The following is a 426-nucleotide window of genomic DNA, read 5'->3' as shown; positions in this document are numbered from 1 at the left end:
GGTTCAGTATGATGATCTTCCGTTACCGGCTAATAGTTTATCAGGATTACTGGCTTATTACCCTTTGGCGGAAAAAGTAAGTCTTAACATTTTTAGTGATGAAAACTTTGAATATTTTGCTGAGCACACTGATTTTCAGCCCGTAAAACGATTAGAAATAGTAACAGAACATTTGTCATTAGCCTTGTTAACAAAATCGATGGATCTGCCGCAGTTAACTTGGTTATTTTTTGACGAATATGGTATTAGCTATTATAGCTTAGAAATCTTGCCAGAAGATGAGCGATTGATTAAACAAAAGGAGCGTGATACACGTAACCATGCACTTATCACGTTGTTGTTAGCAATACAGGCTAAATATCATGGTGAAATTAAGTTAAATGCCAGTTCGGGTATTATGTTTCGCTATATTGATACTCGGGGTGC

1 protein-coding gene is annotated in these 426 nt (G+C 36.4%); it reads left to right on the top strand.

Features of this window, described 5'->3' with window-relative positions; all coding sequences use genetic code 11:
- A partial coding sequence (locus J3U35_RS01260; RefSeq protein ID WP_267359021.1) for a hypothetical protein occupies positions 1-426 on the top strand: 426 nt, incomplete at both ends.

Origin of the sequence: Gilliamella sp. B2717, assembly GCF_026536675.1 — a bacterium.
Taxonomy (GTDB): domain Bacteria; phylum Pseudomonadota; class Gammaproteobacteria; order Enterobacterales; family Orbaceae; genus Gilliamella; species Gilliamella apicola_I.
Note: the sequence above shows the minus strand (reverse complement) of the source record. Positions and strands in the feature narration are given on the sequence as shown.